20 protein-coding genes are annotated in these 26,658 nt (G+C 65.6%); 1 reads left to right on the top strand and 19 read right to left on the bottom strand.

What is annotated here, in order from left to right:
- Nucleotides 1-107: 107 nt before the first annotated feature.
- The 8 genes from hutU to Q5761_RS03110 all read right to left on the bottom strand — a co-directional run bounded on the left by hutU (nucleotide 108) and on the right by Q5761_RS03110 (nucleotide 10,180).
- Entirely contained in the window at nucleotides 108-1,802 is a 1,695-nt protein-coding gene (gene hutU / locus Q5761_RS03145) for a urocanate hydratase (RefSeq protein ID WP_318751170.1), read from the bottom strand.
- Between the two features lie 296 nt (nucleotides 1,803-2,098).
- Nucleotides 2,099-2,809, bottom strand: a complete 711-nt coding sequence (locus tag Q5761_RS03140; protein ID WP_318751169.1) for a CDP-alcohol phosphatidyltransferase family protein — start codon at nucleotides 2,807-2,809, stop codon at nucleotides 2,099-2,101.
- Nucleotides 2,810-2,846: 37 nt separating this feature from the next.
- Entirely contained in the window at nucleotides 2,847-4,430 is a 1,584-nt protein-coding gene (murJ, locus tag Q5761_RS03135; RefSeq protein ID WP_318751168.1) for a murein biosynthesis integral membrane protein MurJ, read from the bottom strand.
- A gap of 94 nt (nucleotides 4,431-4,524) precedes the next feature.
- On the bottom strand, nucleotides 4,525-5,589 hold the full coding sequence (locus Q5761_RS03130) for an iron-containing alcohol dehydrogenase family protein (protein ID WP_318751167.1): 1,065 nt from the start codon (nucleotides 5,587-5,589) through the stop codon (nucleotides 4,525-4,527).
- Nucleotides 5,576-6,382: a phosphocholine cytidylyltransferase family protein gene (locus tag Q5761_RS03125; RefSeq protein WP_318751166.1), complete on the bottom strand. Its 807-nt coding sequence runs from the start codon at nucleotides 6,380-6,382 to the stop codon at nucleotides 5,576-5,578. The genes Q5761_RS03130 and Q5761_RS03125 overlap by 14 nt, the downstream gene beginning before the upstream one ends.
- Entirely contained in the window at nucleotides 6,349-7,542 is a 1,194-nt protein-coding gene (locus Q5761_RS03120; protein ID WP_318751165.1) for a CDP-glycerol glycerophosphotransferase family protein, read from the bottom strand. Before Q5761_RS03120 ends, Q5761_RS03125 begins: the two co-directional genes overlap by 34 nt.
- A gap of 97 nt (nucleotides 7,543-7,639) precedes the next feature.
- Entirely contained in the window at nucleotides 7,640-9,004 is a 1,365-nt protein-coding gene (locus Q5761_RS03115) for an O-antigen ligase family protein (RefSeq protein ID WP_318751164.1), read from the bottom strand.
- A gap of 447 nt (nucleotides 9,005-9,451) precedes the next feature.
- A complete protein-coding gene (locus Q5761_RS03110) occupies nucleotides 9,452-10,180 on the bottom strand; it encodes a glycosyltransferase (protein WP_318751163.1) in 729 nt (242 codons plus the stop codon).
- A gap of 305 nt (nucleotides 10,181-10,485) precedes the next feature.
- Here Q5761_RS03110 and Q5761_RS03105 point away from each other — a divergent pair, with 305 nt between their 5' ends.
- A complete protein-coding gene (locus tag Q5761_RS03105) occupies nucleotides 10,486-11,646 on the top strand; it encodes a glycosyltransferase family 2 protein (protein ID WP_318751162.1) in 1,161 nt (386 codons plus the stop codon).
- Here Q5761_RS03105 and Q5761_RS03100 read toward each other — a convergent pair.
- From Q5761_RS03100 to Q5761_RS03055, 11 genes are all read right to left on the bottom strand, one after another.
- Nucleotides 11,643-12,962: an ArnT family glycosyltransferase gene (locus Q5761_RS03100; RefSeq protein ID WP_318751161.1), complete on the bottom strand. Its 1,320-nt coding sequence runs from the start codon at nucleotides 12,960-12,962 to the stop codon at nucleotides 11,643-11,645. The genes Q5761_RS03105 and Q5761_RS03100 overlap by 4 nt on opposite strands.
- Before the next feature lie 93 nt (nucleotides 12,963-13,055).
- A complete protein-coding gene (locus Q5761_RS03095) occupies nucleotides 13,056-14,024 on the bottom strand; it encodes an LCP family protein (protein ID WP_318751160.1) in 969 nt (322 codons plus the stop codon).
- Nucleotides 14,025-14,282: 258 nt separating this feature from the next.
- Complete coding sequence (locus tag Q5761_RS03090; protein WP_318751159.1) at nucleotides 14,283-15,671, bottom strand: glycosyltransferase family 39 protein; 1,389 nt, start codon at nucleotides 15,669-15,671, stop codon at nucleotides 14,283-14,285.
- A gap of 10 nt (nucleotides 15,672-15,681) precedes the next feature.
- The gene (locus tag Q5761_RS12355) at nucleotides 15,682-16,371 is read right to left on the bottom strand and encodes a WecB/TagA/CpsF family glycosyltransferase (protein WP_413084588.1); all 690 of its coding nucleotides are present in this window, start codon (nucleotides 16,369-16,371) and stop codon (nucleotides 15,682-15,684) included.
- A 346-nt stretch (nucleotides 16,372-16,717) separates the two neighbouring features.
- Complete coding sequence (gene csaB / locus Q5761_RS03085; protein WP_318751589.1) at nucleotides 16,718-17,788, bottom strand: polysaccharide pyruvyl transferase CsaB; 1,071 nt, start codon at nucleotides 17,786-17,788, stop codon at nucleotides 16,718-16,720.
- Nucleotides 17,789-17,826: 38 nt separating this feature from the next.
- Nucleotides 17,827-19,152 carry a S8 family peptidase gene (locus tag Q5761_RS03080; RefSeq protein WP_318751158.1) on the bottom strand — a complete coding sequence of 442 codons (1,326 nt, stop codon included), beginning with the start codon at nucleotides 19,150-19,152 and terminating at the stop codon, nucleotides 17,827-17,829.
- Complete coding sequence (locus Q5761_RS03075; protein WP_318751157.1) at nucleotides 19,112-19,954, bottom strand: S8 family serine peptidase; 843 nt, start codon at nucleotides 19,952-19,954, stop codon at nucleotides 19,112-19,114. The genes Q5761_RS03080 and Q5761_RS03075 overlap by 41 nt, the downstream gene beginning before the upstream one ends.
- A gap of 172 nt (nucleotides 19,955-20,126) precedes the next feature.
- Nucleotides 20,127-22,457: a SpoIID/LytB domain-containing protein gene (locus Q5761_RS03070; RefSeq protein WP_318751156.1), complete on the bottom strand. Its 2,331-nt coding sequence runs from the start codon at nucleotides 22,455-22,457 to the stop codon at nucleotides 20,127-20,129.
- Between the two features lie 112 nt (nucleotides 22,458-22,569).
- Nucleotides 22,570-24,072 (bottom strand): N-acetylmuramoyl-L-alanine amidase, encoded by a 1,503-nt coding sequence (locus tag Q5761_RS03065; protein WP_318751588.1) that lies wholly within the window; start codon nucleotides 24,070-24,072, stop codon nucleotides 22,570-22,572.
- 318 nt (nucleotides 24,073-24,390) lie between these two features.
- Entirely contained in the window at nucleotides 24,391-25,110 is a 720-nt protein-coding gene (locus tag Q5761_RS03060; protein ID WP_318751155.1) for a WecB/TagA/CpsF family glycosyltransferase, read from the bottom strand.
- 54 nt (nucleotides 25,111-25,164) lie between these two features.
- Nucleotides 25,165-26,292, bottom strand: coding sequence for a glycosyltransferase (locus Q5761_RS03055; protein ID WP_318751587.1), 1,128 nt, complete (start codon nucleotides 26,290-26,292; stop codon nucleotides 25,165-25,167).
- Nucleotides 26,293-26,658: the final 366 nt, after the last annotated feature.

Raw genomic sequence — 26,658 nt, 5'->3', positions numbered from 1 at the left:
GCGCCCGGCCCCCCGCAATACTTCGCCGAGCGTCACATACCACGCCCTTGCAGGCCGCGTCCCGTTATCCCGTTTGCGGTCGCGCCCCGTTCCCCGCCCCGCCCCCGTCAGCCGCCCTGGCGCCCATTCCCGGCGTCCATCCCGATCCCCAGGGACGGCATCTTGATCCCCCGTTCCCGGGCCACCTGCTGGGCCCGCTCGTAACCCGCGTCGGCATGCCGCACCACGCCCATCCCCGGGTCCGTCCGCAGCACGTGGGCAAGCCGCCACTCGGCCTCGTCGCTGCCGTCGGCCACCACCACCTGCCCGGCGTGGATCGAGTAGCCGATGCCCACGCCGCCGCCGTGGTGCACCGACACCCAGGAGGCCCCCGCCGCCGTGTTGATGAGCGCGTTGAGGATCGGCCAGTCGGCGATGGCGTCGGAGCCGTCCCTCATCCCCTCCGTCTCGCGGTAGGGCGAGGCGACCGACCCCGCGTCCAGGTGGTCGCGGCCGATGACGATGGGCGCCTTGAGCTCGCCCTTCTTCACCATGTGGTTGAACAAGAGCCCCGCCCGGTCCCGTTCGCCGTAGCCCAGCCAGCAGATCCGCGCCGGCAGCCCCTGGAAGGGGATCTTCTCCCCCGCCAACCGCAGCCACCGCGCCAGGCCCTCGTTCTCGCGCCCGAACTCCTCCAGGATCACCCGGTCGGTCTTGTAGATGTCCTCGGGGTCCCCCGAGAGGGCGACCCAGCGGAAGGGTCCCTTGCCCTCCTCGAACAGGGGCCGGATGTACGCCGGGACGAACCCGGGATAGCTGAAGGCCTCGTCGAACCCGGCCGCCTTCGCCTGGCCCCGCAGGTTGTTGCCGTAGTCGAAGACCACGGCCCCCGCCTTCTGGAACGCCACCATCGCCTCGCAATGGGCCGCCATGCTGGCCATGGACCGCCGCACGTACTCCTCCGGGTCGGACGAACGCAGCCGCTCCGCCTCGGCCACGGTCAGCCCCGCCGGCACATAGCCTCCCAGCGGATCGTGGGCGGAGGTCTGGTCGGTCACCACGTCGGGGATCCACCCACGGCGCACCAGCTCCGGCTCCACCTCGGCGCAGTTGCCCAGGAGGGCCACGGACAAGGGCTCCCTCTTCTGGCGCGCCTCTTCGACCCAGCGCAGGGCCTCGTCCAGGTCCGCCGTCCAACGGTCGCAGTAACCCATGTCGACCCGGCGGCGGATGCGCCGCTCGTCGACCTCGATGATCAGCCCCACGCCGCCGTTCATCGTGATGGCCAGGGGCTGGGCGCCGCCCATGCCGCCGAGGCCACCGGTCAGGACGACCCGGCCCTCCAGCGACCCGCCGAAGTGCTGCCGGGCCACGGCGGCCAGGGTCTCGTACGTGCCCTGGATGATGCCCTGGGAACCGATGTAGATCCAGGAGCCTGCGGTCATCTGGCCGAACATGATGAGCCCCTTGCCCTCCAGCTCCCAGAAGTGCTCCCAGGTCGCCCATTTGGGAACCAGCAGCGAGTTGGCGATGAGCACGCGCGGCGCCCGCTCGTGGGTCTCGAAGACGGCCACCGGCTTGCCCGACTGGACCAGCAGGGTCTCGTCGTTGCGCAGGACCTTGAGGGTCTCGACGATGCGCTCGAAGGCCTCCCAGTTGCGGGCGGCCTTGCCGGTTCCTCCGTAGACGATGAGCTGGTCGGGGTTCTCCGCCACCTCCGGGTCCAGGTTGTTCATCAGCATGCGCATGGCCGCTTCCTGCTGCCACCCCCGGCAGGTGAGGGTGGACCCGCGTGGCGCGCGAATGGTGCGGACGGCGGACATCGTGGCACCTCCCGGCTGCAAGACGGGTCGCCATAGCTTCCGCTTTCGTCACCCTATGCCGGATCACCTCGCCCGCCGGCCACCACGGTCTATCAGTTCCTCGTGCTCCCGCTCGTCAAACGACCCCAGGCTATGCGAACGAGCAACTCGGCACGCGACACGGGACCACCGGATGCGGTACCCATGCGCTGTGCCCATCCCTCGCCCATGCCAGAGCGATCGGGAACCACCGTTCCACCCCCACGGGCCATCGCCGCGCCACCCGGCCAGCCAGATCGAGCGTCCGCTGCCCGGCCTCAGTCGCCCGGGTCGGCTACGGAGGCACGCCGACCGAGTTCACGGACGACGGTGCGCAGGCCCGTCGCTGACAGGACGGCGAACGCGGCGGCACCGGCCACGAACCCCCAAAGCGGCCGATGCAACAGCGGGAACACGGTGAAGGTCGCCAGGAAGATCTCGATGTTGCTCGGTACCGGATAGAGTCGGTGGCGCCGGCAGAGATCCATCCACCGGCGCGCGAATCCCTTCCGGGCCAGGCCCACGCGGATCGACTCCTGGGGTTCTTGACCAAAGCCCAGCAGCAGGTGACGCCGCTGGACCATCAGGTAACGCACGGAGAAGAGTCCGAGCCACACCATCCCCGCCACCAGCACGTGGACGTCCCCCGTGCGCCTGAAAGCGCCGATGGCCAGGGTGATGGCCGCGTACACGTCCATGGACCGGTCCAGGATCCAGTCCAGGAACGCCCCCACTGGCGAGCTCATCCCCTTGTAACGGGCCAGTTTGCCGTCCACGCAGTCGAACAGGAAGGCCACCTGGTACAATACAGCCCCTGCCGCCAGGGAACCGGTGAGGAAGGCCAGCCCTGCCAGGAAGCCGATGAGGTTGGCGATGGCGGTCACGGCATTGGGGGTCAACCGGGTGTAGCGTGCGATCCAAACGGTCAGGCGGACGGCGATGGGATCGATCACCAGCACCGTCCACCAGGCATCCATGGGCTTGAGCATGCCCCGGACGCCTCTGGATGATGCCTGGACGTCTTGATCAGCCATTTCCCACTCGTCGCTCCTTTTGGGGGCGAGCCAGCGCCCGACCCAGCAGGTCAGTCAGGAGTCGGCGCTCTTCGACGCCGAGCGCGAGCAAGGCCAGCAGGTAGACGACGGCACCCACCCCGACCAGGACCAGGGTGCTTGCCGTCAGCGGCACGAACCCGGCATGCTGTCCCAGCCGCCCCAGCAGAGGCCCGCGCAAGGCCCAGACGGCGATCGACATCGCGGCCGTCGCCACCGCAGCCTGCAGCGAGCCCACCGCCAGAGGGTAGAAGCGCAACTGCGCATACCGCCGCCGCAGACGGAAAATCAGGCTCAATGCGGCCCACCACGTGGCCAGGGCGGTGGCCAGCGCGATGCCCCCGTGGCCCATGAACCGGACCAACAGCAGGGACAGCACGATGCTGAGGCCCATGGACATCATGCCGTTGGTGGCAGGGGTCCGCGTGTCGCCGAGGCTGTACATGGCCCGGCTCAGGAGCTCGCGCCATGCGAAGGGAATCATGCCGAGACTGTAGTACAGCAGAGCGGTGGCCGTGAGCAGCGTGTCCATCCGGTCGAAGGCGCCCCGTTCGTAGATCAGCGCGGTGATCTCCACCCGTAGCAGCACCGCCCCCGCCGTCAGGGGTGCCATGATGAAGGTCAAAAGGCGTAGGGCCCGGTTGATGGTGGCGGACAAGGCCTGCATCCGGTTGCCGGCCGCCTGCTCCGCCATGTCGGGATACAGCACGGTCACCAGCGGGATCGCCAGCAAGCCCAGGGGCAGCAGGTACACGCGGTACGCGAAGGACAGGGATGCGGCGCTTCCCGCGGGCAGGCCGGAAGCCAGCGCACGGTTCACCACCTGGCTCGCCTGACGGGTCACCGTCGCCAGCAGCACCGGGGTGGTGCGGCGGGCGGCGGCCCGCAGATCGGGATCGCCCCAGTCCAGCACCGGCACGTAGGGGAGTCCTATCTTGCGCAGCGCGGTCCACTGCAGGACCACCTGGGAGGCGAAGCCGGCCAGCGTACCCCACGCTACGGCCTCGATGCCGTAGCGCGTCCCCAGGAACCAGGTGACCGCGATCAAGACCAGGTTCATCGGGATCGAGACCGCCGCCGGGGCCGTAAAGCTCTTGCTGGAGTTGAGGACGCCCTCCATCCACCCGGTGAGCCCCATGAAGACGATGCCGGGCAACATGATCATGGTCAGGCGACGGGTCAACTCAAACTGGTCCCCGGTGAACCCGGGTGCGAACAGCCGCACCAGCCAGCCCGAACCGGCGAGGGCCAGTGTCAGGAGGATCACCAGAACCAGGAGCAGGGCGTGGAAGAGGGTCCACGCGAGCCGTCGGAATGCGACATCGTCCCCCCTCGCCCGGTGGGCCGCCAGCATGGGCACCATCACCGTGGTGATGGCGGTGCCCACGGCAGCGAAGAGGACGCCCGGGATGGAGAAGCTGATGGTGTAGGCGTCGGTCACTTCGCTCGCACCGAAGACCGCCGCCAAGACCATCTCGCGAGCGAAGCCCAGCAGGCGTCCGATCGTGGTGAGCAGCACGAACAAGGCGACAGAGCGAGCCAGGCGGTATCGAGCCAAGTCCGTCGATGCCTCCACGAACAGGGACCCGTCGCACCTGGTGCCGCCCGGCGCCGGCGCCCTGCCGCCGGCGCAGCCGCCGGGGCAGCGACGGTCACGGAGTGGCCGGCCAGCAGGACGGGACGGGGGCCTTGAGCACGCGTTCGACCTGCGAGGGCGTGGCCACATCCAGGATCGTGAATCGGCCCGGGCGCATTCGCGGGGCTTGGCGCACGACCTCCACGATCTGGTCGCGGGTGAGACCAAGGTCCGGCAGGCTCGTGGGCATGTTCAGTGCCCGGTAGACACGGAACACGTCGCGGGCCAGCCCGTCCTGCCCCTGGAGCACCAGCATGGGCACGGTCGCCGCCGCCACCTGCAGGCCATGGGCCGCGACACCGCCGTAGAGGTAGTCGAGGGCGTGGCTGATGAGGTGCTCGCTGCCGCTGCAGGGACGGCTAGTGCCCGCGATGGCCATGGCCAGCCCGCTGAGCATCAGCCCCTCCAATAGTTCCAGGACGAAGTCCCGCGACCGCACCGACGCCCCCTGCAGCAAGGAGCGCAGCACCGAACGCGCCGCGTGCCGTGCCAGAAAGGCCGAGAAGTCGTCGAACCGGTCCCTCTGGTGGTCCTGGGCCAGCCGCCAATCCTCGATGGCCGAGAAGTTGGAGAGCAGGTCGCCGATGCCCGCCAGCAGCATCGGCGTGGGAGCGTCCTGGATCCAGTGCAGCGGGGCGATCACGGCCGCCGGCATCGTAGCGGCCAAGCTGCGCTTCCGGTTGTCCCCGTCACGGATCACGGCAACCGGGGAGACGATGCCGTCGTGGGAAATCTGGGTGGGGACGGCCACCACCGCCATCCCCAGGCGAGCAGCCACGAACTTGCCCGTGTCCAGGACGCTCCCCCCGCCGACGGCGACGATGGCGTCGCTCTCCAGGCGGGTCACCTCGTCCTCGAGACGCTCGCTCTCCCTCGCGCTGGCCTCGCGGACCACGAGCAGCGGTGCCGCCGCGCCCAACATGCCCACGATCTGTTCCGCCAGTTCGCGGGTGCGACCCGGCCCACAAAAGACGGCCGGGCGCCGGACCGCGAGCACCGCCAGGGCCTCGGCAATCTGTCGGCCGGCGTCGGCCGTCGTTTCGACCACCTTGAGGATCCGACTCACTTCAATGGTGCGCATGGCTGCCACCGGCCGCATCGCGCTTGAGCTCGCTGTACAGCGCCCGGGCCCGTTGGTAGTCCTCTACCGTATCGACTTCCGTCCACGGCAGGCCGTCGATGAACAGGGGCCGCAATCGGATGCGATCCAGGACGCTGTGGATGACGTCCTCGTAGTACAGGTCGGTGCGCCCGGCCGCCAGGAGGTCCCCCGCCGCCGACAGGACCACGTCGGCATCGGCCGGCGTCAGGTAGAGGATCCCGATGTATTCGCCCGCGGACTCCGCAGGGGCGAGGCGCTTGCTCACCGCCCGGAGGAACCCCTCCGCGCCGACGGCGACCTTCATCTCCTCCTCGGCCAGATCCACGCTGCCGTCCACCACCATGAAGGACTGGTCCGCTTCCTGGGCCATGTGCTCCAGGGCCCGTCGCAGGATCGCCGGGTGGTAGACGATGTCCGAGTTCAGCAGGAGGCACGGCTCCACGAAGGCCGCCCGCGCGAAGTACAGCGTGCCGATGTTGTTCACCGTGCGGAAGTCGGGAAACCGCCGCAACACCAGGACGCCCCTGCGCAGCCAGTCCCCCCAGCGCGCCGCCACATGGGCCTCGAGGGCGGCGAAGGCGTGGCCGCCCACCACGTGCACCTGGCGCACCGGCGTCCCTTGCAGGCAACGCAGGGAGTGATCGAGGAACGTGTCGCCGCCGTCCGCCAGGGGCAACAGGGCCTTGGGTCGATCGGCGGTCAGCGGGCCCAGGCGGCTTCCCACCCCTGCGCCCAGGATCACTGCGTTGAACGCTGGTCGTGGCGTGGCCATCGCCGGTCCATCAACTCCTCGATCCGGGCGGTCAAGCGCTCACATGCCCGGCCCGGCGGCAGAGCGAAATACCGGTCGTAGAGCACGGCCTGGCGCCGCGCCCCTGCCTCGGTGAGACGGCCGCGGGTGAGTACGTGCTCCAACACCGGGACGAGCTCGTCCATGGATGCTGCCACGTCGCCCGGGAAATCGTCGGGATACCGCCAGTGAATGCCTCGCACGCGGTCGTATTCCTCAAGATCGGGCACGTAAAAGACGATCGGTCGCCGCAGGACGAGAAAGTCCACACATAGGCTCGAGTAGTCGGTCACGAGCACGTCAACCCCTGCAAGGTACTCGTAGATATCGGGTGCCACGTCCCCATTGAATCGGACGAACCGGCGATCCAGCCGGGACGGCTGCCAGCGCGAGTAAAGGGGGTGGGTTCGCAGCAGGACCAGCGTGTCCGACTTCTCCACCAATTCCTCCAACCGTGTCCAGTCTGGCTCGGCTTCTGCCCCTTGCTCGCGCCACGTGGGGGCGTAGAGCAGGATGCGCGCCGGCAATCCAGGCCGACCCAACACGCGCGCGATCCGCTCCCGGGCCCGCTCGCGATCATCCCGCAGGATGGCGTCGTGCCGTGGATAGCCGTCGAGGACCAGGGCGCCCGGTTTCAGCGGGATCCGGGTGCCCCACTCCGGGGCCACCTCGTACGAGGTGGTGGTGAAAAGATCGTATTTCGAGAAGAACTCCCGCTGCTTGCGGACGACCCGGATGGGCGCCGTTCGCGCGGGCTCCCGCTTGGGCCCAACCCCGTGCCACAACTGGACCGTGACGCGCCGCCGAGGATGCCACGCAGGGAGGATGGGGCCATGATCCATCACCCAGACCCCGCTGCGCAGGGCCGTCCACAACCCCGCCAGGCTCCGTGCGAACACGGCCTGCACTCCCCGTTGACGGGCCCATGCCACGAGGCGCGGATCGTGGAACCACCACACGAGCCGTTCCCGCGTATGGCGCGCCATGTATTCGAACAGATACCGGGCATTGTCCGCATACATCCGTCCATTGCCGGAGGAGAACAGGATTTGTCGTCTTTTGGGAACCAACGCGTCGGCCCACACGAGGACGACCTCGGCGAGCCCGGCCAGCCGACGCCCCAGTGCCCATAACCACTTCATCGCCTGCTCTGCCTTCTTCCCCAGACAGCGGACCGGATCCTAGCGGCCTTGCCGACCCCCGTCCGCCTGGGGCGGGGTGCGGCCGCATGGCGCCGTCTCATCGTTCCTGCCGGAGTTGCAGCGCCCAGGCCGCCCCCAAGGACAGCCAGTAGACCGCGGCCAGGGGCTGGTTCTCCCACGCGTTCTGACCCAGCCCGAAGCTCACCATCGCCACCACGACCGCCGTGAACGCAGCACCTTGCAGGGGATCGATGCGTGCCGTGCGGTACGCCAGGGCAAGGGTCGTGAGGATCATCGCGCCTAACGCAAGCAGCCCGAGGGTGCCGAGCTCCATGGCGGTCCGCACGTACTGGTTGTCCGCGTACGCATGGTCGGGCAACCCGTACCGGACCTGGAGTTCATGGTCGGGATTCAGCGCCCCAGCCCCACCAACGCGGCCGGGCCCGACGCCCAGCACCGGGTGGTCGCGCAGCATGGCCAGCGCGTAACGCACCATGGCCAGCCGCCCGGTGGCACGGCTCTTGTCCACGGTCTCCTCGTCGAAGGTCTCGGAGATCCTCCGCAACTGCAACTGACGGGTCCGCGAGATCCCGTCATCGTCGCCCCAGGCGAACAGCGGCACCGGCAACATCGTGGTCAGCACGGTGACCACGACGACAACCAGCATCAACAGCGCCGTCACGCGCCACGGGACGAGGCGGCGGGCCACCCATCCGGCCGCCAGCAGACCCGCGGCAACGGCCAGCCACCCCTGCCGCGAGTAGGTCAACGCCAGCCCCATGAGCAGCAGGACCGCCCACGCCCAGACGGCTCGATCCCGCACCCGCCGGGTCACCGCCGCCACCCATCGCGGCCAGAGCAGCAGCAGGCCCAGGACCAGAAAACATCCCAGGGTGTTGGGGTTCTTCATCAGTCCGACGGCGCGCCCGGCGTTGGATCCCGTCAGGGTCGCCACCCACTCCGCCGGGCCGTACCACCCGAAGAGCAATACGCCCGCGGTTTCCACCAGCGCCATGAACACGGCGAGGGCGACGACCCAAGAAAGCACGCGCAAGGCCCAGGGGCGTCGGCCGGCACCCTGGGCCTGACCCGGTCCGTAGGCCAACTCCCAGGCCGCGACGAGTCCCACGGCGGCCAGCAGCGTGCACCACAGCACGAGGCTCCGGATGCCGGTGGCGATGTCCACGAGCCCGCGTCCGTTGGCAAGACCCGAGGCGAGCACCGTGACGACGGCCAGGACGATCGCCCCCGCCAACCCGAGGAGCACGTTCCGAAGCCCAGGCCGGCAAGCCCAAACCGCCCGCCGCCAAGCGGGATCCCTCCACAGGGCCAGCACCGCGAGCCCGCCCAGGCTGAGGGACAGCACATCGCTGATCCAGCGCAGGGGGGACCACACATAGTCCACCAGGACGAACCGGAAGGCCAGGTACGTGATCGTGACCAAGGTCAAGCCGCGCAGCAAGGCAACCGTCGTCCGGGACCCACGCCAGGCCCCGGTGCCCGCGACGGGGTGTGTCACCATTCGGGCATCCTCTCCAGGCGCTGTCGCAAGACGGTCCATTTCCTTCTGTGGCGTCGCCTGTCGGGTGGTCAGCGGTCCCATGGCTCGTCACCGCTTCGGGACCCGTGCACGGGACGCCCGGCAAGGCCGAAACGGGCCTCAGACCCCCGGCGAGACCGGTACGGGTCCCCCGCCCCCACACCGGCGGCCCGGTCGCCCGGTCCCGCGCGTCGGGGACGGCACGTTGGTCCGGGCACGCCGTTCCGGCACGGGACAAGCAAAAGGAAGCGCACGAACATACAAGATTCGTCCCTCTGCAACAAAGTCCTCTCCCGCGAAGGGGCCGGTCGCCCACCAAGATGTGGGGATCAAGCCGTACACCCGCCCCGCGCCGCGCCGCGGTGCGCGTCAACCGACCTGGGCCGTCGCCTGGCCGTAGATGTGCAGAAAACGAGCGGCTGCGGCCAGGTGCGAATGGTGGGCGAGCACATACGCCCGGGCCGCCTCGGCCAGACGCCGTGCCAGGGACGGCTCGGCCGCCAGGCGGGCCAGCGCTCGAGCCAGGGCGTCGGGGCGCTTCTGCGGCACCAGCAACCCCGTCTCGCCGTCCCGGATGATCTCCTTCAAGCCCCCCACCGCTGAGGCGACCACCGGCACGCCAAAGACCATGGCCTCCAGGGCGCTGATGGAGGTCGCCTCCTCCACCCCGGCGGCGTGGACCGAAGGGATCACCACCGCGTCCGCGGCCCTCAGGTAGACCGCCATCGCCTCGTGCGGCCGGCCGCCTTCCAACCGGCAGAAGGGCGCGAGCCCTCGCTGGCGCACGAAGGCCTGCACCGCCGGCCACTGCTCGCCGGTGCCCACCACCACGAGCAGCGGGCGGCGGTCCGCCGGCCACTCCACCTCGCCGTTCCGCACGAGGTCCATCGCCTCCAAGGCGTAGACGACACCGTTCTTCGGGGTCAGGCGTCGTGGGCACAGGACGACGAAGGCATCGTCGGCAAGGCCCAGCGTGGCCCGCGCGGCCGTCCTGTCGGGCGCGCGCCTCGGCCAGTCGCCGTCGACGAAGTTGGGGATCACCGTCACCCGGCGATGCCCCGCCAACTGCTCGCGGCGAACCTGGGACAAGGGTAACACGAAGGCGGCGAGCCGACATGCGGCCGCCCTGCCGCTTATAGGCTCTTCGCCCTTCTCCTCACCGAAAGGGACGCACCGTCGTGCACCACAGGACGAACCGGCTCCCGCTGCGCGCACGGGCCGCACCACCCTGCATCCACCCGCACCGCAGGGAATTTCCGCTATACTGGCCTCGTACCGGGGCCCGGATTGCCGCGACCACGGCGGCGCGCCGGCAGGCCGCGGGACCGACGCCAGGAGGCGACCCGACCCGGCGCGGCCCGCGGTCTCGGGTCGTGGATGTCGACGACGAAGTGGGTGCGGACATGCTGAGCATCGTCGTGCCGACCTACAACGAGCGCGACAACGTGGAGCAGCTGGTGGAACGGATCACCGCCGCCGTCCACGTTCCCTTCGAAATCGTGTTCGTCGACGACAGCCGGGACGACACGCCGCAAATCCTCGCCCGGCTCGCCGCGAAGTACCCGCAGGTCCGCTTCCTCCACCGGGAGGGCGAACGGGGCCTGGGTTCCGCGGTGGTGACCGGTTTCCGCATCGCCCGGGGCGACCTGCTGGCGGTGATGGACGCCGACCTCCAGCACCCGCCGGAGAAGCTCATGGACCTGGTCCGCGAGGCCGAACGGGGTGCGGACATCGTCATCCCCAGCCGGTTCGTCCCGGGTGGCAGCGACGGCGGCCTCAGCCCCTCCCGCAAGCTGGTGTCGTGGACGGCCCGCTGGATGGCCCGGGCGTTGCTGCGCCGCGTTCGTCCCGTCACCGACCCGACCAGCGGGTTCTTCCTGGTCCGCCGTCGCGTGGTCGAGGGCGTCGAGCTGAGCCCCATCGGGTGGAAGATCCTCATTGAGGTGCTGGTCAAGGGCCGGTACGAGCGGGTGGTCGAGATCCCCTACGCCTTCGAGGCGCGCGCGGCGGGCGAGTCCAAGATGGGCCTGCGGGAGCAGTGGGAGTACCTCGTCCACCTGGTGCGGCTGGTCGCCTCCTCGCCGGAGGATCGCCGCTTCTGGCTCTACTGCCTGGTGGGGGCGTCGGGGGTCGTCGTCAACTTCACCATCTACTGGATGCTCGTGAACCTCGCCCATCTCTACGTGCCCCTGGCGGGGGCGCTGGCGGCACTGGCCGCCATGACGTCCAACTTCATCCTCAACGACCGCTTCACGTGGCGGGACGCGCGCGGCGGCCGTCTGCACGTCCGCGCCTCTCGGTTCCTAGTGGTCTCGGCGACGGGCGTCCTCATCAGCGCAGGGATCCTGGAGTTGATCCACCGCGGGGTCCACTACCTGCTGGCCAACCTCATCGCCAGCGGCGCGGCGGTGTGGTGGAACTTCACCCTGAACAACCGCTGGACGTGGGCCGGCCGCCCGCAACCCGGCCGAGCCCAGCGTGCGGCGGCGGCGCGGATCGCCAGCCGGCTGCCGCAGCCAGAACCGGTGCGGCGGTCGCAGTCGGGATCGGCGCCGGGCCACTAGACCGGGGCCCGGCGCACGTCCCTCCGGGATCGCAGCGCCTCGATGGGCGCCGCCAGGGCGAGGCCCGCCAGCGCCAGCATGAAGGGCGTGAAGGGGAAACGGAAGCGGTCCCACGCCGGGAAGACGAAGTGCAGGGCGAGCATGTACAGGAGGAAGAGCGCCGGGAGCGACGTCCGGGCCAGCTCCCCCGCCGGATGTTTCCAGCCTCGTCCCAGCCACGTCAGCAGCCCCGCCACGGTCAGGGCGAGGAGGATGTTCAGCGCCCACTGCAACACCGTGTAGACGTGCCGGCGCACCACCGACGGCACGGGCCGCGACGCCTTGCGGATCGCGAAGTTGGGTGCGGTACGGACGTCGGTCAGCAGGTGCCGCCACTTCGTCAGGCCCAGCCGCGCGAAGTCCAGCGGGTTCTCCCGGATCCACTGCAGCGCGAGGCGACGGCCCAGCCGATCGCGCTCCACCTCGTCCCGCACCCCCGACAGGGGATTCCTGGCGGGATCGGTCGGCCAGAAGAACGCCCCATTGGCATCGGGATTGTTCCCCTGCCAGAGGTTGACGCCCCCGTTGGTGGAGACGGGGACGAAGGCGCCCAGCGCCACGTAGTTCCGCACCGTCCAGGGCGCGACGACCAGGGCCATGCCGAGGACCACCGCCGCGGTGCCGGTCACCGCCCGGCGCCACGTGGCGAGCGACCGCCAGCCGTCCCGGGCGCACAGCATCGCATAGACGAAGAACACACCCGCCGCGGGCAGCATCACGGGGCGGGTCAGCGCTGCGAGCCCCAGGAACACCCCGCTGACCACCAGGGTCCCCAGGGACGGGACGAACCCGGCCGCCCCTCGGGGCGGCACCCAGAGGGCCACGCCCAGCAACATCCACACCATGAAGGGGACCTCGGAGTCGAGGACCGTGCTCCACAGCAGGTGATCGGGCATGATGGCCGTGAGCGCGGCCGCCGCCAAGCCCGCGGTGGTACCGAACAGGCGCGTGGTCAACCAGTAGGTCGCCAGGACGACGCCCGTGCCCATCAGGGCTTGGACGACGATCGCGTACCACCAGTCCTCGCCGAAGAGCCGCACCACCAGGCTCAGCAGCAGTGGATAGCCGATGGGCCGGTACGCGCTGGGCTCCCCCTCCTTGGTCACGTAGCCCTCCCCGCGAGCCAAGTCCACGGCGATGTTCCAGTAGGCCTTGAAATCCGAAATGGGGACGGGGCGAAGATACGCGGCGAGGCCCAGGCGCAGGGCCAGGGCCAAGCCGATGATCGCGACCAGCGCGATGCGCGCCCTCCGGACTCGGTTTCCCGTTTCGGCCAACCGGCGTCCACTCCTTGCGTTCCAGGGTTGTTATTGCGTTATGGTTCCCGCTCCTACGCCAGGCTTGGAGTTTCTACGGGTGAGCTCATGAGTTCAGCGGGACTTACTGGCGCCAGTGGCCGCCTGGTGGTCTGCCTTGGGCTTGATGCCCAGGTCGGCCAGGACCTTCTCCGTTTCCTCCCAGTCGATCTCGTAGTAGTAGACGCCCTTGATCATCACGCCGCGGCCCTTGACCATGCCGCGCTTCACGCCCTCAAGGTCGGTGCCCCAGGCCAACCGGGCCAGGGCCACCGCATCGCGAATCCCCATGTCCGTCTCCACGTACCGGATTACGATGGACAGGCTCTTCGGTACGTCCAGCAGGGACACGTTGGACTTCATCTGCCTGGCCACATCGATCAGGAACTGTTGCTGGCGGTCGGCGCGGCCGAAGTCGCCGCTGCGGTCGTTATAACGCTCACGCAGATAGGCCAGCGCCAGCTTGCTGTCCATCTGGTGCGGGCCGGCCTCCAGATGGCGCCCGTCGCGAAGGCGCAGGTCATAAGGAACATGAACGGTCACTGGGCCCAGGACATCGACAAGTCGCAGGAAACCGGGCATGTCGATACGCGCCCAGTGGTGAACCGGCACGCCGAAGTTATCGGCCACGGTGCGCATGGCTAGCTCAATGCCGCCGTAGGCGTGGGCGTGGTTGATCTTGTCCACGCCGCGGCCGGGGATCTTTACGCGGCTGTCGCGTGGGATGGAGAGCATGGACACGTCCTTCGTACGAGGATCGATGGACACCAGGATGATCGTGTCAGACCGAGTTTGCTCCCCTTGCTCGCGGGCATCGATGCCCAGGAGTAAGATGTTTATGCGGTGCGAAGGGGCCAGCTTGCCGGTTGTCGGCTTGATGCCACCGCCATTCAGCGTGGTGGCCGGTGTGCCGATAAAGCCGAACAAGTATGCAATCGCCACGGCCGTTCCAAGGAGGCCGAGCGCCGCCACCCAGGAGAGGACCCGCAGCAGGCGGCGGATAGGACTCGGTCGATGCTTCCGTGCACCAGGAATCGGGATCATTGTCGCCCCTCGTTTCTCCACCCAGCGGGTTCGAGCAAGTTTAATCGTATTATCGCCATGGTTCCTGCCCGGAAGCCGCAGTTGGTGCGACTACGTGATGTACGTTCCAGTGGCAGGTCGCACACCCCCGGTAATCAGAACTTGCTGCCTATCGATATGGGGCGCAAGGGGCGCGAAGCACGAAATAGAATGTCGCTCATAAACAAGACGGAGTGATCGGGTCTCGCACAAGGGACCTCACCTCTCGCACAAGGGACCTCACCCCTGGGGCGGGCTGCCACATACCCCGATGGCATGGGTCACTGAAGGATTTCGCACGGCTCGCAAGCTCTCAACAATGTAATTTCCTGCCAGCCCTGCCAACGCCAGCATGAATGGCGTAAATGGAAACCGGAAGCGGTCCCAGGCCGGGAACACGAAGTGGATGGCAAGCATGTACAGGATGAATAGGATGGGTAGTGACGTGCGCCCCAGCGATCCGTCGTGGAAACGAAACCTCACGATCCACACCGCCGCCCCAACAGCAGTAAGGGACATCACGAGGAACAGACCGGACCACATCCACCAGTATACTGCTTCGCGAAACCACTGCGGCAATGGCCTAGCAGCTTGGCCGATCGTGAAATAGGGGGCGGAGTGCAACCGGAAAAGGTACCACCACTTCTTAAGGCCAAGTCGCAGAAACGCATCCGGGTTGTCCAGGATCCACGCCAGGGCGAGTCGCCGGCCGAGCCGGTCACGTTCCACTTCGGTCTTTGCCGTCAGCAAGGGATTGACAGTCGGATCCCAGCTCCAGTAGTACTCCCCATTCGCATGCGGATTGTTTCCCTGCCACAGGTTGACCCCACCATTGGTAGACACCGGCACAAACGCACCCAACACCAGGTAGTTTCGCGCAGTCCAGGGTGCAATCACCAGCATCATTCCCAGGCTGAGAACCAAAGTACCGGTGATAACGCGGCGCAGAATGGCTTGTGAACGCAATCTCCCCCAATTGCAGAGGCATGCATAGGTGAAATAGAGGCCCGCCACGGGAAGTAATACGGGCCGGATCAGGGTGGCTAAGCCTAGCAACATGCCGCTTAGAAAAAGGCGTTGCCCCGAGGGGACCATGGGCTCGCCCGCATTGGGGCTCCGTCTGTCTGCTCCGCCCCGGACCTTAGGTACCCAGAGCGTTACGCCGAGCAAGGTAACTAGTGCAAAGGGGATCTCAGACCCAAGGACCGAACTCCACATGACATGGTCGGCCATCAGGGCGGTCAATACACCGGCGATCCAGCCCGCCGTCCTTCCAAAGAGCCGGGTAGTCAACCAATACGTCGCCAATACGACGCCGGTACCCATGCCGATCTGAAACAGTACCGCGACCCACCAGCTCTCGCCAAACAAGCGGATGACCAGACTCAGCAGAAACGGATACCCAATAGGACGAAAAGCGCTGGGCGCCCCTTGTTGGACGTACGCTCGACCATAACCGACATAGCCTTCACCGTGAGCAAGTCGAATCCCGATATCCCAATAATCTTTGAAGTCTGTATAGGGCACCGGCTGGACGTAGGCCGCAAACGCCAGGCGGAGAATGAATGCTACCGCGGTGAGAATGAGCAATGAATATACGCCTCGTTTGCTCCTCATGCGAACATCCACCCCTGCCATCTCATACGTCGTGGGCTACGGACCTGACTGTCCGTTCTTCCCGGAAGCTGTTGTGGCCACTCGCCATGGGCGGCGTTAGACTCGCTTGATGCACGTCCCCCTCCACTCCCATATGTTCGTGGAGGGGACGCTGACCGGCCACCAACACTCCAAACACAAACCGCGGCAAACGCATTACACGCCGCCAGCGTGAAGGCTGTCGAATAAGGCGGTATAGCCACTCCAAACCGACCCGTTGCCAAATCTGCGGAGCGCGCTTCACCCGTCCTGCCAGCACGTCAAAGCAGCCACCTACGCCCATGGCTACGCCTACTTGCAGGCGGGACCGGTATCGGTCGATCCAGAGATCTTGCTGCGGAGACCCCATGCCAACAAATAGCAAGTCTGGGCCGTACGCGTTGATCATGGCCACGATGCGTTCGTCGTCCTCCGGCCCGAAAAACCCATGGTGAACCGCCACGGATAGCTCTGGCCAGTGCCGAAGTGCCCGTGTCCTTGCCGCCTGGATGACATCCGGCCTGGCTCCAAGAAAAAAGACCCTCCACTTCTCCCTCTCTGCCTGGCTCAACAGGCGCACCAGTAAGTCAAAACCGGTTACCCGTTCCGGGATGGGTAAGCCGATGAATCGTGACGCCAGAACAACCCCGATACCATCAGGCGTTACCAGATCCGCACGCTGGAGCACGCTCATCAACCGACTGTTGTTCTGCGCTTCCACAACGATCTCAGCGTTTGCGGTGACAACATGCATCAAACTTGCTGCCCGACCTGCACGGCGGTTACGGACGTGCTGCACGATGCGTATAAAAGACTCCTCAAAGTTTAAGCGAGAAAGAGGAACCCCGAGAATGGTTACCTTCGGTTGGTCATAAAGAAGGCCTTCCCCGGCGCGAGGTTTGTGTATGACATGCTTGCCTGACAATGCAGTCACTTCCCTGGAAGGTTACGAGGCCACTTTCCCGGTCGCCCCAAGTCTTTGCCCAGTATCGGCGACCGCTACAGTGCTCCGGCTTCCGCTTAGCGACCGCTTGGTTGGTTCAACCCAAGTATGCGGCTATGACCTGGGCTGGCCGCAAGGCACGTTTGCGAAGGTGATCCCGCCTTGTCTCGATCCAACGACGATGGTTATCCCAATTTCTCAGGATGGAGAGTGCCTCACGGACAAGCCAAGCCTTTGAGACGGCCTGGATCGGAGCAAGCGGGATCTTGCCCACTTCTTCCAAGAAGCCGTCAACCTTGGGATCGTAACTGAGACCCACCACGGGTACTCCTACATTCACAGCCATGATCAGCGCGTGCAGGCGGATACCTATGACAAGCTTAGCGTACGTCATCAGCGCCAGCAGCTCTTCGGGCCGGTAGTCGCCGCGTAGAATCGTGGCAGGATGACGCATTCGCTCCCGGATCCGGTAGCATACGGCGGTATCCACCGCCGGCTGCATCGGCAGCAGCCAGATGGCGTACCCTTCTTCAACCAACCGGTCAGCCCCCGCTGCCAGCTGGGCTATCAGCTGCTCCTGACCTGCTGTTGGCCGCGGAGCTATGATGATCGGAGCCGCATCGGTTCGTAGGCCCTCTTCATGCAAGATCAGCTCGGCCCGATCGGTCGGCGCAGGTTCCAGCAGTAGCACCGGATCGGCAACAACATCGATCAGCGAAGCTGGTACCCCGAGCGCTTTCAGCAGTGCCGCGGATCTTCTATCACGAACCGAGACGTAGGTCGCCCGCCGCAGCACCCGTCGCATCCACACCCGGTATAGGCTGCTGCGTACTGGGCCAACCCCCTGCGCATACACGAACGTGGGCTTCCCCCACCGCTGGGCCCAGCGCAGGAGCCCCAGATAATAGAGAACGCTCCGGGGGCCGGTAGCGTCCTGGAGCAAGGTTCCACCACCGCTGATGAAGCCAGAGCAGGCGCGCAACACGCGGGCAATAGCCGGCAGATCGTACCGAAAGATGCTTGCTACCCCATGCTGGCGAGACGTGTCCGCCGGAGTCGCCGACAAAACAACGGGCACCAGGGAGGTACCCGTCGTCTCCAAGGATCGAATGAGCGCCGCGAGGATGGCCTCGTCCCCTGCGTTTCCAAAGCCGTAGTACCCAGACACGACGATGGAACGGGACAAGATCGCCACCCCACCCGCTTTCAGTTCTCGACGCACACCTGGTCACGCAAGCATGCGCGATTTACCACGGTCGCGATTTCGGCCCGCGTAGCCTTTCCAGACCCCCGGAACGTCTTGTCCGGATATCCGGAAACATAGCCCTTCTGCACCAATGCAGCTACGCTCGGTGCCGCCCAACTCGGAATCTGCTTCTTGTCCTTAAAGGGCAGGGAACCACCGAGGGACAGCTTCAGTACCTTTGCCAGCACGACGCTCATTTCGTTCCTGGTGATGGGTTGATTCGGCCGGAACGTCCCGTCCTTGTAGCCCTTTATATACCCGGCCTTCGCGGCCGCAGCCACGTGACCGGAAAACCAATCACCCTTCTTCACGTCCCGAAAGCCAACCGTATATGACAAGGGTTGTAGGCCAGCAGCCTGGCTGACCAGCGTCACGAACTCGGCACGCGTCATCGACTGGTCCGGCAGGAACTTCCCACCGGGGTAGCCCCTGACGACACCCGCATCTGCCAGAGCTTGAATGCTGTCCTTCGCCCAGTGACGAGAGATATCCGTCAACTTCACGACCACCTTGGCGCAAAGGCGATAGAGCCCAAGAGAAGCCTGTTCTGGATCCGCCCCCTGCACCAGGATTCGGTATTGGCCAGGAGGCAATTCACGGGTCAACGCCTTCCGAGATGGATCGAGCTGAAGAACTGGACCACCGGAACCACTGGCCTTCTCAACGCGCACCTGCGCTCGCAAATCGGACGGCAAGGAATAACTGACTTGTATAGGCGCCTTGAAGTAAAGTTGCCAGCGATACCAGTCCAGATCCTCAACAGGATTCACCCGTGCCTCGACACACCGTCCCAAGGGGAACCTCTTGGCAAACTCCGGCCGGTCATTGCCCTCGTAGGCGTCGAGCAGCGCCAGGTGGATGTTCGGATCGACAGCCCGCTGGGCGTTTACCACACCGATACCGAACTCTTTGTCGGGCCCGGGGTCGCCCCGATCGTCAGCCGTTGCCAGGAGCATGTAGATTATCTGCCACGCCGTATAGTCGGGGTACATACTTCGCACTAGGGCAGCTACTCCCGAAACGATCGGCGCGGAGAAGGACGTACCGCTTCCCTCCATGTATCCGCCTTCATCAACGGTGGTGGGAACGGTTGTCAGGACGTCAACCCCTGGTGCCGTCAGGAAAGGTTCTACCAACGGCTGTTCGCTATAGTTGCTGAAGGAGGCTCGTCGGCCAGTGCGGTCTATCGCGGCTACAGCGATGACGCCAGGAATGTTCGCAGGGGTGCTGAGCCAGGGTAGTTCCTCATTGCCGGCCGCCGCCACCACTACAGCAAAGATACTCAATATCCTCCGGCAACGGATCTGAACTACCCCAACTAAGGTTAATGACTCGCGCACCCCGCTTCGCCGCTTCTAAAATGCCCGCTATCCCTGTGGCTACTTCGATTGCATCGGTTTTCGTCACCCGGATGGGTAGCACGGAAGCCCTACCGGCCACCCCAGCAATTCCACGGCTGTTTCCCGTGACTGCCGCGGCGATTCCCGCCACCATGGTGCCATGGCCATCGAAGTCCGTGGTGTCCTGTGAGCCCGAGAGAACATCATAACCAGGGCGCACGTTCCCCGCAAGATCTTCGTGTGCCCTGTCCACTCCGGTGTCCACAATGCCGATGACCACGCCTTCGCCCATACGTGGGCCCAAGGACCACGCACCAGGTATCTTTACTGCAGGGAGGTACCACTGATGGATATACCGCGGATCATTTACCAGGGAACCTTGCAGGCGCATGACCAGGTTGGGAACTATCGCCGTCAAACCGTGTATCGATCTTATGATGCCGGTGATCTCACGTGCCCGTTCGGAATCCCCCTCGACCACCAGCATCTGTAGCTCGGGCACTTCCCGGTCGATGCGTACCAACCGCGAAACATCGGGATCCAGCAGGGCACGACGGGCCTTGGCGTAGGCCGAAGGTGAGCGGAATCGTAAGATGAGCCCGTGACCAGACAATCCCTCACGCACGGTGGCTTCCGCGACATCAACCCCAACGGCGTCGCGAGTAACATTGGAGAGAGAGGCCTGGTGTTTCCGGACACGCTGCCGCAGTTTCTCCAACGCACGGTTCGCCCATTTGGCGGCTGCCAAGTACTCCGTCGACCTCGACCCTGTGTTTGCCGCATCTTCACCCCCGGCGGCCACTGGGCCTGGCGGCCATCCTACCACCGCTACAGCAAGTGCAAGGCACACCGCAACCGCACGCCGAAGGGCACGGGAACGCCATGCCACGGAGCCCACCCCTTACAGCCTCAGCGAGACCTCAGTTCAAGAACACCCACAGACGATTCCATGCACGATCCACGATCGTCGCCATTTCCGCTCGCGTTGCACTATGATTACCGCGGAAAGTACCGTCCGGATAGCCGCTCAAGTATCCAGCGGCCACCGCCGCCGCGACGCTCGATCTCGCCCACGCGGGAATTGCGTCACGATCCTTGAAGGTTAAACTTCCACCCGCCGGCAATTGCATGGCCTTGGCAAGTGCGACCGCCATCTCATTACGTGTAATCTTACGATCTGGCTTGAAGGTGCCATCAGGGTATCCCTTAATGTACCCGGCTTTCACCGCTGCAGCCACTTGTCCTGCGTACCAGTCGTCCGTACGGACGTCCTTGAATGTACCGCTGTACTTCGCGGGTGCAAGTCCCCCAGCCTCATTGACCAGGGTAACGAATTCTGCCCGCGTGAGCGACCGATCAGGCCGGAACGTTCCATCTCGGTATCCCTCGATGACCCCGGCACCCGCCAGTAAGCGGATGGATTCCTCGGCCCAATGCCCTTCGATATCAGCCAAGTCCGGCACTCGCAGGCGACGTCCATAAATCAAGGTCGACTTAAGACCTAAACCAGCCGCCGATCTAATACTTGTATATGTCACTTTGTCGCACCTCTCGGATCCTGTGGGAGGAGAGCCACCATGATCCATAATGACAACGCAGCCCGTCGACCCGTCGATCCGGATGCTCCGTACACCCTTGCCTGCGCTCCGCTCAAGAACATGGATTGATCGGAAGGAGCCGATTTGTGGCCACTTCTTCCGAATGGCGGTGACACTCCAAGCAGTATCGTACCAGCGGTGGTTCGTGGCAGAAAACTTCTTTTCGCCGACCATATAGTTCTCTGGGATGATCGGGATGACCTTGCCCTCCACTGACAGCCTAAAAATGTCCGGCCTACCCGTCAGATAAGACTCTTCATTTGATGAACCAAATCCCGCCACATTAGACTCAATCCAACCACCATTAGATGAACTGTAAACCGCAGATGCCGGCAATCCGCCTGCCATTAAGACCTGGCCCTTGGTGTCCCCGATGACCTTCGCAATCTTTTCCGCGTACTTTGCATTCTCATACTTACCGTTGTAGACCTGTGCGAACGTTGAATCGACTAGGACGTTGTCCTTCGTGGCAGTCTTTACGCCGAAATTGTGGAGGGCGGCGAAAGTACGGGCCGCAATGGTTTGGGCCATCAGTGCATGGGCCGCCCAAGACGCCGGCATTTCGTAAGGAACCACCCCCATCAAATAGCGGCCAAGGGGAAGTTGGTTATGGGCTGTCAACTTGTTGTCATCCGTCTTACGGAACACCATTCTCCCCTCGTACTTGTAATCCGGTTCGCTACCATTACGGTATTGCTTCTTGTACCAAACGCCGACATACGCGTCCGCAGGGGTTTGCACCACCAACTCAGACCCAGGGACCGCCCGGGTAGCCCCTGATCCCCCGAGATCCGTAATTATGAATTTACCATCCTTGCTGTTGAAAGCAATTCTGTACACACCGTCAGGAAGCGTGATCGGGGTACCCCCTGCGTTACCGGACATTTGTGAAGCCTTAACGAGCTGTATTACCCAATCATTGCGTGGTTCGGCCACCCTCCCGCCGTTGGCCAGATCCACCTCCACCTGTTGCTTGGCATCATCATACCTCTTCTCAATCTTGGTTCCTGGATAGTAGTGGGCAAGGATCTGATCGTATCTTACGCCTAGAAGAGCGAGCCCCTGTGCCCCATATTGGGACATCCCGACGCGGTGACCCCAACCACCACCCGGAATAACAAGAACTGGTGATGATGTCCCTGTTGACTGCAGGTTGAAACCCCCGGTCCAGGCCGGCTGACCGGAGCGGTCATCGATCCGTAGATCGGTGATATAGGGATGTGTCGTCTCACCTTGCACTCCAATCACGGTCAACGTAACGACATGCTGCCCTGTTTGGACGGTGCCGTTCGTCATGCTGGGATACCCTGCCGCGAGCGCGTGGATAGCATACCTAATCCCGTCACGGGCAACGTCCTCGACAACCAAACGGTAGTCATCGGATACAAGGAGCTGCGGTCCATGTGCCGGTACCGTGACTTTCAATACAGCACCCTCGTGAGGCAACTCGATACGCATTACCCCTTCGCGACGATCGAGGGTCCACCGACCGTTCTCGTCCCTGAACAACCCATTGACCTCGACAATCATTGGCTCAGAAGTACGAATCTTACTTCCTCCGGACGTCGCTTGCATCGCGCCCCCCACACCAACCGTTAACGTCACGCATAACACCAGCGCAAAAGTGCCCAGCCACGCCCTGCGTACACGCATACCACTACCTACCTCCTACGATCAATGCGCCGCCAGGTACATGAACATGCACGATGTCGCCCGGGAGAGGCTACGAAACGATGCCCACAGAATCGTGCGCCCTCGGCCTATCTCAACTCCCGTTCCGGATGCGACTATACAGGCGGAAAGCGACGGCCGCCGCTTCGGCGCGGCTGATAGCCTTACCGAATCCGAACACGTCCTTCGCATAACCAATCATGAGCCCGGCTTTGCGAACAGCCCCGATGCACCCGGCGAATATGTTCTTGTCCGGCACATCTTTGAAGGGCTCTGGAGCATCCGCCAGGCCGAGCACTTGTCGGAGTACGGCCGCCACTTCTTCCCTGCGAATGGAATGAGTCGGGCGGAACGTACCGTCAGGATAACCCCGGATATAGCCAGCCCGTGCAGCCTTATAAACTGACTCGGCAAACCATTGGCCTTTACTGACATCTTCAAAGAATACAGGCAATTTCACTGGGGCAGGCACTTGGCCTCTCCCCTTTTCTACGGCGCGAACCAGCATGGCAACGAGCTCCGCGCGGCTTACGGCGTTCTGAGGCCGAAAGGTACCATCACCATAGCCTGCTACCAAACCGGCTTCATAAGCTTGTACGACCTCGGCGGCCAAGGGACCCATCAAATCGTAAAAAGGCCGCCGATCCGCGTTATCACGTCGGGTGGAACCGTCATACCCGCCGTGACCGCCGTCACCGCCGGCATTTTGTCCACCGGACATTAAGTCCCCTTCCGGAACTCTTTGCAGGATAAAGGCCCCGGCACCGTCAGCGATACCCTTGGCAGCCACCCGTAGGAAGGTGTCATTCTTCAGCAGGGCTGCGTCGTCTCTATTGGTCAAAAAGGCAACCTCGATGATTGTTGCGGGCACCTTCGAGCGGTTGGTGATGGCCAAGGTCGTACCGCGAATCTCGGTGTCTCGGTAGACACCGCGCCCGAAGGACTTATGGTCGAAACCCTGACGCATGGCAGTCCAATATAGCACCCGATCGTGGATGACCTGGGCTAGTTCCCGGGATTGCGGGGCATTTCCCCAGATCGTCAGAAATCCTCGTGCGGTGGTATTCGGGCTGGAATTATTGTGCACGCTGAGGAGCATGTCCGCTGGCCATCTGTTAGCCATGCCCGTCCGCGTAGTCGGGTCGTTGGGATTTGATGAATAATGAGGGGGGTTCTTGGCCCATGTCTCGCGGGTCATTCTCACCTCTGCGCCACGGGCGCGCAGGATCTCCCTGAGGTAGCGGGCGATATCAAGGTTGACCTCCCGTTCAACGAGCCCGTTGGCATAGGCACCGCCATCGTGGCCTCCATGGCCGGGGTCGACCACAACCCGAACTCCGTCCAGCCGGGCCGTCAGGTACTTCCCATCGACCCAGCCGCTCACCCCCCCGGACCCGGCAACACGGAACCACTCGCCGCTACGCCCAGTGATCGTCACGTCCGCCCCTTCCGTCAGCTTGCCTACCAACGGGTGGTTGGTCCCAGGGCCGCTACGCACGTTAAGCGTACTGGCCGTTACCAGGGCGCGCTTCGGCGTGGTGCCGGCGTAGGCCACGGTCCACTCCCAGGCAGGGGCCCACAATCCGAAGACGAACACCAAGACTGCTACGAACCCTGCTACCGGTCGTTGCCACAACCGTCGCGCGTGGTGCAACACAGTCCGCGTCCACATTTCCATTTCCCGTATCCTCTCCAGCTCGCCATCCTGGAGTCACACTGACAGGCTGTTCGTCTCCCCGCCAGTGTCTCCTCCCGACCCCTGTAGATTAATGTCTGGACATTATCGGGGCTGGGAACTCACTCCGCTTCTGGATTATATACTCGGACGGAACTTGCCACCAGTTTAGTAGGGTTCGGCTTCCAGGAGCGATTATGCGGGGCAATTAGCAAGGCAAGGTAGTCTCCGAGCGATCTATCAAGCGGACGAATTATGCGCTACGCGCCAAACCATCGCCAGGAAACGGGCATTGTCCACGATCACCCGGCGCCAGCGCTTGCGGGGCTCCAGGAGCAGCCGATAGACGCCTTCGAGTCCGGCCCGCTGGACCCATGTCGGCGCCCGGCGCGCAACCCCTGCCAAAACGTCGAAGCCGCCGCCGACCCCCTGGGCATAGGTCACGCCCAGGTGCGCGAACCACCGGTCCAGGAACAGCTCCTGCCGCGGGGTCCCCAGGGCGACGAACAGCATCCGGGCGCCGCTGGCACGGACCCGTTCCACCACCGCGCTCTCCTCTTCCCCTTCGCGGAAGTAGCCGTGGTGATACCCGGCGACCGCGAGGCCGGGCCAGCGGCGTCGGGCTTGAGTGACGGCCCGTTCCACCACCTCGGGGCGTGCCCCAAGGAGGAACACGGACCACCCCCGGGTCGCGGCGACGGCCAGGAGCGCCATCATCAGGTCGACGCCGGGCACCCGTTCGGGGACGTGCAGCCCCAGGCGCCGGGCGGCCAGCAAGGGACCGGCCCCGTCGGGGCTCACGATGTCGGCCCGCCGGATGAAGGAACGCAGTGCCGGGTTCTCGGCAGCCCGGACGTACTTGGCCGCGTTCATCGACACTTGCACGGTGGGCTCCCCGCGCTCCACCCGTCGGACGATGCATCGGACGGTTTCGTCGAAGGTCAGGGCGTCGAGGGGCAAGCCCAGAAGCTCGATGCGCAGCGCCTCTCCCTCCCACGCGACGGCGGTGGCCCGTCAGTCGCCCTTGGGGCGGTGGCGTGCGGCGGCATCGCCGGATCGGCGGGTCCCCTCCGCACCCGTTTGCAATGACCGATAGAGGACCACCAGTTCCGCCGCACGCCGGCGCCGGTCGTGACCGGCCGCCACCCGGGGGCCGTACAGCCGGGCTCGCTGTCGGAAGGATGCGTCCTCGAGGACGCGCCGGATCGCACCGGCCAGGGCGTTCACGTCACCCGGTGGCACCAGCAGCCCGTAGTCGCCGTCCTGGACGATCTCCGGGATGCCGCCCACCCGGCTGCCGACCACCGGCACGCCGCATGCCAGAGCCTCCAGCACCACCAGCCCCAGGCCCTCCTCCAGCGAGGGGAGCACGAAGACGTCGGCGGCCGCCATGAAGGCCGCCACCTCGGCCGGCGGGCGGGGTCCGGCGAAGGTGACGTGACCGTCCAGGCCCAGGCTTGCGACGCGTGCTCGCAGAAGGTCCTGGTAGGCTTCGTCGACGCTTGGCCCGACGAGCACCAGGTGTCCGGAACCGAGACGCTCCCGCACCCGGGCGAACGCCCGCACCAGGATGTCCACGCCCTTCTGCCGGATCAGGTTGCCCGCGAACACCACCAGCGGCTGGCCGCCATACCGCGCCCGCACCGCCTCCGCCCCCGGCGCCCCGGGCCGGAAGACCCGCGTGTCGATGCCGGCGCTCTGCACGGTGATCCGCTCGGGCGGGACGCCGAAGCGGTCGACGATGCGGTCGCGGAGGAACCGGGACACGGCGATGACGTGGTCGGCGCCGTGGAGCACCCGGCGCAACACGGGCGCCAGGCGTGGAAAGCGGTCGGGCAGGACCAGGACGTCGGAGCCGTGGACCGTGACCACCAGCGGCCGCCCGGCCAGGCGCCGGAACCAGAGGCCGATCACGCCGCTGGGCACGGCGTAGTGGGCGTGGACGGCGTCATACCGGCGCAGGAGCCGCCCAAGCCCCCGCAGCGCCCATCCGGCGTAGGCCAGGCGGCCGCGCCAGCCGCGGCCGCGCCGCGGCATGGCCAGGACGTCCACCTGCACCCCTGCCGCCCGCAGCGCCTCGACCTGCCCCTGGACGAACAGGCCGAAGGACGGCTCCTCGCGGTTGGGGTACATGTTGGTCATGACCAGCACGCGCAACGGGGCTCGCCGGGGACCGGAGCCGCCGGCGCCGGGGCCCTCCGGGGCGCCGGGGTGGTCGGACCCGCTGCCGGCGTCGCGGAGGCGGTCGGGCTCCCGGCCGGCCCCACGGGGGCAGTCGGGCCCGCGGCCGGCCTCTCGGGGACGGTCGGGCTCGCGCTCGGCGTCGCGGACGCGGTCGGGCCCGCGGTCGCCCTCGCGGGGGCGGCCGGGCTCGGCGTCGCGGAGGCGGCCGGCCCGGTGGCCGGCATCGCCCGGATGGCCGGCTTCCCGGGGGCCATCGGGTATCCGGCCGCCGTCGCGGCGGTGGTCGGCCCCGCCCGCGCCGCGGGCGTGGCCGGATCCACCGCC

Origin of the sequence: Thermaerobacter composti (genome assembly GCF_033582035.1) — a bacterium.
Classification (GTDB): Bacteria; Bacillota; Sulfobacillia; order Thermaerobacterales; family Thermaerobacteraceae; genus Thermaerobacter; species Thermaerobacter composti.
Note: the sequence above shows the minus strand (reverse complement) of the source record. Positions and strands in the feature narration are given on the sequence as shown.